Source organism: Mycobacterium angelicum (assembly GCF_002086155.1).
GTDB classification, from domain to species: Bacteria; Actinomycetota; Actinomycetes; order Mycobacteriales; family Mycobacteriaceae; genus Mycobacterium; species Mycobacterium angelicum.
The window spans coordinates 1-7,579 of sequence record NZ_MVHE01000121.1 but is presented as its reverse complement, the minus strand read 5'-3'; the positions used below and the strand labels follow the sequence as shown (position 1 = coordinate 7,579).

1 protein-coding gene is annotated in these 7,579 nt (G+C 65.7%); it reads left to right on the top strand.

The genetic code is table 11. From position 1 onward, the window contains the following. Positions 1–7,579: non-ribosomal peptide synthetase (locus BST12_RS28045; protein WP_139802004.1), on the top strand; the 7,579-nt coding region annotated here is incomplete at both ends.

The following is a 7,579-nucleotide window of genomic DNA, read 5'->3' as shown; positions in this document are numbered from 1 at the left end:
GGGTGTGGGTATTGGCGTCGGGGGGCGTTGACGGCGTCGCGGTTTGTGGCGTGCCCGTTCGTCGGCGTCGGGGAGCGGATGTATCGGACCGGGGATGTGGTGCGCTGGGGTTCAGATGGCCAGCTGGTGTATGTGGGTCGTGCTGATGAGCAGGTCAAGATCCGTGGGCATCGCATTGAGTGCGGGGAAGTCGCGGCGGTGTTGGCTGGGGTGGATGGGGTGGATCAGGCGGTGGTGATCGCCCGTGAGGACCGTCCCGGCGACAAACGCCTGGTTGGTTATGTGGTGGGGACTGTTGACCCGGACCGGGCGCGTGCCGCGGTGGCCGACCGGTTACCGCCCTACATGGTGCCCGCGGCCGTGGTGGTGTTGGCCGAGTTGCCATTGACGGTCAACGGCAAGCTGGATCGACGGGCGTTACCTGCTCCGGAGTTTGACAGCGCGGTGGCCTATCGGAGGCCGCGTGATCAACGCGAGCAGCTGCTAGCCGGGTTGTTCGCCGAAGTTCTCGGGCTAGCGCGCGTCGGCATCGATGACGAATTTTTCCATTTGGGTGGGCATTCGTTGACGGCGATGCGGCTAGTGGCGCGTGTCCGCGCCGAGATGGGCGTCGAAGTGCCCATCCGGGCTGTCTTCGATATGCCGACGGTCGCGGGGTTGGCCGAGTGGATCAGCGCTCACAGTGGGCAGCGGGTGCGGGTGGCCTTGACGACCCAACAACGCCCGGCGCGGGTTCCGTTGTCGTTTGCTCAGCGGCGGCTGTGGTTCCTGGATATGTATGAGGGCCCGTCGGCGACCTACAACATTCCGCTGGCGCTGCATCTGAGCGGATCACTGGACACTGTGGCGTTGAACGCTGCAATCAGCGATGTGGTGGCCCGTCATGAAAGCCTGCGCACGGTGTTCCCGGCGGTCGACGGGGTGCCCTGGCAGCAGATCCTGCCGGCGACGCCGGTACCGGTGCCGTTGAGCCGGGTCACTGGTCCGGAGTTGGCCACCGCGATCACCCGGGTGGCCCAGCATCGTTTCGCGTTGGGCACGCAGATTCCCATCCGGGTCGAGGTGTTGGAAGTTTCGCCCCGTGAGCATGTGGTGGTGTTGGTGGTGCACCATATCGCCGCCGACGGCGCCTCGCTGGTGCCGCTGGCCCAGGATCTAGCCACCGCGTATACGGCGCGGCGTGCGGGTCGGGAGCCGGGGTGGGCGCCGTTGGCGGTGCAGTACGCCGACTACACGCTGTGGCAGTACGAGGTTTTGGGTGATGAACACGATCCCGAGAGTGTGGTCTGTGAACAGTTGGCGTATTGGCGGGCGGAATTGGCGGGGGCGCCCGAGCAGGTCGAGTTGCCGTGTGATCGGCCGCGCCCACCCGAACAGTCCTTTGCCGGTGCGAACGTGCCGTTCAGCGTGGATGCGGGGCTGCGGGACCGGATCGCGCGACGGGCCCAGGAGACCGGCACCACCATGTCGATGGTGTTGCAGGCGGCGTTGGCGGTGCTGCTGCGCAAACTCGGTGCCGGTGATGACCTCACCGTCGGGGGGCCGATCGCCGGGCGTACCGATGCCGCGCTGGGCGAGCTGGTCGGGTTTTTCGTCAACACCTGGGTGTTGCGGGTCGACACCTCGGGCAACCCGCGGTTCAGTGAGCTGCTCGAGCAGGTCCGGACCAAAGCGCTGGCCGCATACCAACACCAAGACGCACCGTTTGAACGGTTGGTAGAACTGCTCAACCCCACCCGGTCCACCGCACACCACCCACTGTTCCAAGTGTTTTTCGCGTTGCAGAACAACCCGCTGCCCAGCATCGAACTCGCCGACCTCGGTGTGGAGGCGCTACCCGCGCCAACCGGGACCGCCAAATTCGACTTGTTCATCAATCTCGTTGACATGCCAGTGATCCCCGGCCAACCGCCTCAGCCGATGCCCGGGGATATCGAGTACGCCACCGATCTGTTTGACCGCGAGACCATCGAAGGGTTCGCGACCTATTACTTGCGCATCCTTGAGGCGATCGCTGCGGATCCGCAGCACCGGATCGATGTGCTTGACCTGCTCGATGCTGCGCAGCGCCGCCAGATCCTGACCCGATACACCACCACTACCGCCATATCGGTCGCGACCATCCCGCAACTTTTCACCGCCCAAGTCGAGCGCACCCCCGACGCCACTGCGCTAGTTGGTGAGGCCGGAGCCCTGACCTATAGCGAGCTTGATGCCGCGGCGAATCGGTTGGCGCAGTTGCTGGCCGACCGCGGAGTGGATGCCGGTGATGTGGTGGCGCTGCTGGCGCCCCGCTGCACCCAGGCGATCATCGCGATCCTGGCGATCGTCAAGACCGGGGCGGCGTACCTGCCCATCGACCCGGCCCACCCCGATGCCCGCATCGGCTTCATGATCAACGACGCCACCCCGTACGCCGCGCTGACCACCGCCGCACTACGCCCAAGGCTGGACGGATACGCACTGCCGGTCATCGATATTGATGAAGCCCTCGTCAGCGCCCCACCGGCTCACGCACCGCCAGCTCCAGGTCCGGCCGCCGATGATCTCGCCTACATCATCTACACCTCCGGCACTACCGGAACCCCCAAGGGCGTCGCCATCACCCACCAGAACACCACCCAGCTCTTCTCGCCGACCCCGTTCACACCTACGCCGGGAAAGGCCGTGACCCAGTGCCATTCCTACGGCTTCGATTTCTCGGTGTGGGAGATATGGGGTGCGCTGCTCCACGGCGGACGGCTGGTCGTAGTACCCGACCAACTCACTCGCTCCCCGGCCGAGTTTCACGCTCTGCTGGTGGCCGAACAGGTCGATGTGCTGACCCAGACCCCTTCTGCGGCAGCGCTGCTATCACCACAGGGTTTGGGGTCGGCGGCGTTGGTGCTGCTCGGCGAGGCCTGCCCAAGCGAGCTGGTGGACCGCTGGGGAGCTGGGCGGGCGATGATCAACGCCTACGGCCCCACCGAAGCCACCGTGTGGGTGTCTTTGAGTGCGCCGTTGACACCCGGTTCCGGGCCGCCGTCAATCGGCACGCCGATCCCGGGTGCGGCGCTGTTCGTGTTGGATGCGGGGTTGCGGCCGGTGCCCGCCGGAGTTACCGGGGAGTTGTATGTGGCCGGTGCCGGCGTGGGGTGTGGCTATTGGCGTCGGACGGGGTTGACCGCCTCACGGTTCGTAGCGTGCCCATTCTCCGGGGTCGGGACACGGATGTACCGGACCGGGGATGTGGTGCGCTGGGGTGCAGACGGCCAGCTGATGTATGTCGGCCGCGCCGACGAGCAGGTCAAGATCCGCGGACACCGCATCGAGCCGGCTGAGATCGAAGCGGTGTTAGCGGCTCATCCCCGGGTGGCGCATGCGGTCGTCACTACCCACCCAGCCACATCCGCGTCGGGCGACAAGCATTTGGTGGGCTATGTCGTTCTGGATCACGACATGCTGCTCACCCGCGAGCCCACGCAAGAAGAACAGCTTGTTGAGCAATGGCGCGGAGTCTACGACGGCCAGTATTCGGAGACCACCGCTAAGCCGGTCGTATTGGGTGAGGACTTCGGGGTCTGGAACAGCAGCTACACCGGAGACCCGATCGCGCTGGCGCAGATGCAGGAATGGCGTGCGGCAGCAGTAGACCGGATAGCGCAGTTACACCCGCAGCGGCTGTTGGAAATCGGCGTGGGCAGCGGGTTGTTGTTGGCCCAGCTGGCCCCGCGGTGTGTCGAATATTGGGGCACCGACTTCTCCGCGCCGGCCATCACCGCGCTACAGGCGGCGCAGCCGTGGGGTGAGCGGGTGCGCTTACTGACGCAGCCGGCGCATGTGGACGATGGGCTACCCGAAGGCCATTTCGATGTCGTGGTGCTCAACTCGGTGATCCAGTACTTCCCGAGCGCGGGCTATCTGCTTGAGGTGCTGGCGGCCGCGATGCGCCTGTTGGCGCCCGGCGGAGCAGTATTTGTCGGCGACGTACGCAACCGGTCGTTGCTGCAGGCGTTCACCACCGGGATGGTTTGTGCCAACACGAGCGGGAGCGAGGACACCGCGGCGGTGCTGCGAGAGCGAGTCCGTCGGCAAATGCTGGCCGAGCAGGAACTGCTACTGGCCCCGGAATTCTTTACCGCGCTGCCCGCGCATCTTGCCGATCTCGCCGCGGTCGAGGTGCAACTCAAGAACATGGCGTCGGTCAACGAACTGAGCTGCTATCGGTACGAGGTGGTGTTGCGTAAGGCGCCGGCGCCGGTGGTCTCCGTCGCCGAGCTGCCGGCCCAACACTGGCAGCGGTGGGCAGACCTCGACGCACTGGGCCAGTACCTGCAGGCCGAGCGGCCGTCGGGGTTGCGTGTTACCGGTGTGCCTCATGCCGGGTTATGGCCCGAGGTGGCGATGGCGCACGCGTTAGCCCAAGCCGACGACCAGGTGGCGGCCTGCGAACTGCGTGCAGACGCATCCGGGACCGATGCCGTGTTGCCGCACCAATGTCATGCGCTGGGCCGGCAACTGGGATACACCACGGCGGTGACCTGGTCGCCGACTCCTGGCCTGATGGACCTCGTCTTCACCGCCGCCGAGTCGCCCACAACCTTGCTGTCGGATGTGTACTTGCCTGCCGCGGCGGTGGGTTCGATCGCCGACTATGTGAGCGATCCCTCAGCGATCGAGCTCGGGGCCCAGCTGCGCCAGTTCGCCGCGGCCCGGTTGCCGGAGGCTATGGTGCCGGCGGCGGTGGTGGTGTTGAGCGAGTTGCCGTTGACGGTTAACGGCAAGCTTGATCGGCGGGCGTTGCCGGCGCCGGAGTTTGACAGTGCCGTGGCCTATCGGGGGCCGCGTGATCAGCGTGAGCAGCTGTTGGCGGGGTTGTTCGCCGAGGTGTTGGGGTTGGCGCGGGTCGGCATTGATGATGGGTTTTTCACTCTGGGTGGGCATTCGTTGACGGCGATGCGGTTGGTGGCGCGGGTGCGTGCTGAGTTGGGTGTTGAGGTTCCGATTCGGGTGGTGTTCGACACCCCGACGGTGGCGGGGCTGGGTGACTGGATCAACGCCCATGACGGGCACCGGGTGCGCGACGCGTTGACTGTGCGGCCGCGTCCGGCTCGAGTTCCGTTGTCGTTTGCTCAGCGCCGGTTGTGGTTCCTGGACAAGTACGAGGGCCCGTCGGCGACGTACAACATTCCGTTGGCGCTGCACTTGACCGGAACGCTGGACGTCGCGGCGTTGAGGGCCGCGATCGGTGATGTGGTGGCCCGTCATGAAAGCCTGCGCACGGTGTTTCCGGCGGTCGACGGGGTGCCCTGGCAGCACGTGCTGCCGCCGACGGCGATATCGGTGCCGCTGAGCCGGGTCACCGATGCGGAGCTGGCGGCGGCGATTACCCGAGCGGCCGGGCATCGCTTCGCGTTGGGCAGCGACATTCCGATTCGCGTCGAGGTGTTGGAGATCTCGGCCAGTGAACATGTGGTGGTGTTGGTGGTCCACCACATCGCCGCCGATGGGGCGTCACTGGTGCCGTTGGCTCAGGATTTGGCGACGGCGTACGCGGCGCGGCGTGCCGGCCGGGAGCCGGGGTGGTCGGGGTTGGCTGTGCAGTACGCCGATTTCACGTTGTGGCAGAACGAGATCCTGGGCGACGAGCATGATCGCGACAGTGTGGTCGCGCAGCAGTTGGCGTATTGGCGGGCCGAGTTGGCGGGGGCGCCCGAGCAGATCGAGTTGCGGTTGGATCGGCCACGTCCGGCGGAGCAGTCCTTTGCCGGAGAGCATGTGCCGTTCAGCATCGATGCGGGGTTGCGGGAGCGGATCGCGCGGTGGGCCCACGAGACCGGCACGACGATGTCAATGGTGTTGCAGGCGGCGTTGGCGGTCCTGCTACGGAAGCTCGGCGCCGGTGATGACATTACGATCGGTGGCCCGATCGCGGGGCGTACCGACGCCGCGCTGGCCGAGTTGATCGGATTCTTCGTCAACACCTGGGTGTTGCGGGTCGATACCTCGGGCAACCCGCGATTCACCGAGCTGCTCGAGCAGGTCCGCGCCAAAGCGTTGGCCGCCTACCAACACCAGGACGCGCCGTTTGAACGGCTCGTGGAGCTGCTGAACCCGACCCGATCCACCGCGCACCACCCGCTGTTTCAGGTGTTTTTCGCGTTGCAGAACAATCCGCTGCCCAGCATCGAGCTACCTGAACTAGCTCTGGCGGTGTTGCCGGCGCCGACCAAGACCGCGAAATTCGACATGCTCATCAACCTCGTTGAGGTGCCGGTGGTGCCCGGGCAGCCGCTGCAGCCGATGCCCGGGATCATTGAGTACGCCACCGACCTGTTTGACCGCGAGACCATCGAGGGTTTCGTGACCTACTACCTACGCGTCCTCGAGGCCATTACTGCCGATCCGCAGCAACGGATAGATGTGCTCGATCTGCTCGATGCCAATGAGCGCCAACGGATCCTGACCAACGACCTCACCACCGCTACCGCGATACCCGTCGCGACCGTCCCGGAGTTGTTTGCCGCTCAGGTTGAACGCACTCCGGAGGCCACCGCGCTGGTCGATGCGGCTGGTTCACTGACCTATCGCGAGCTTGATGCCGCGGCCAAACGGGTGGCGCAGCAGCTGGCTGACCGGGGGGTGGGCGCCGGTGATGTGGTGGCGTTGCTGGCGCCCCGTTGCAGCCAGGCAATTATCGGCATCTTGGCGGTGCTGAAGACCGGGGCGGCGTACCTGCCGATCGACCCCGCTCACCCCGATGCGCGCGTCAGCTTCATGATCAGCGACGCCACCCCGTGCGCGGCGCTGACCACCACCGGGCTGGCGGCGCGCTTGGACGCACATGAACTTGCGGTCATCGACATTGACGAGGCCCTCCTCGACGACCAGCCCGCTCATCCAGCAGTCGGCTCGGGCCCGGCCCCAGATGACCTCGCCTACATCCTCTACACCTCCGGCACGACCGGAACCCCCAAAGGCGTAGCCATTACTCACCGCAACGTCATTCAACTTTTCGCCTCGCTAGAGGCGAGCGTGGAGTCGGCGCCGGGACAGGTGTGGAGTCAGTGCCACTCCTATGCCTTCGATTTCTCGGTTTGGGAGATATGGGGTGCGCTGCTCTATGGCGGTCGGCTGGTGGTTGTGTCCGAACAACTCACCCGCTCCCCGGCGGAATTGCACGCGCTACTGATTGCACAACGTGTCAACGTCTTGAGTCAGACCCCGTCCGCGTTCTATGCGCTGTTACCTGACCTGGGCGAACACCTGGCGCTTCGGACGGTGGTATTTGGCGGTGAAGCCCTTGAGCCGCAACGTCTTCGGAGTTGGCTGCCCGACCACCCGGAGGTGCCGCGCCTGATCAACATGTATGGCACCACCGAGACCACCGTGCATGCTTCGATACGCCATATCGACGCAAGCGACACCGAAAGGCTGGTCAGTCCGATCGGGGTGTCGTTGCCGAATCTGGCGTTCTTTGTGTTGGATGCCGGGTTGCGGCCGGTGCCCGTTGGTGTGGCGGGCGAGTTGTATGTGGCCGGCGCGGGGGTGGGGTGTGGCTATTGGCGGCGGGCGGGGTTGACGGCGTCTCGGTTTGTGG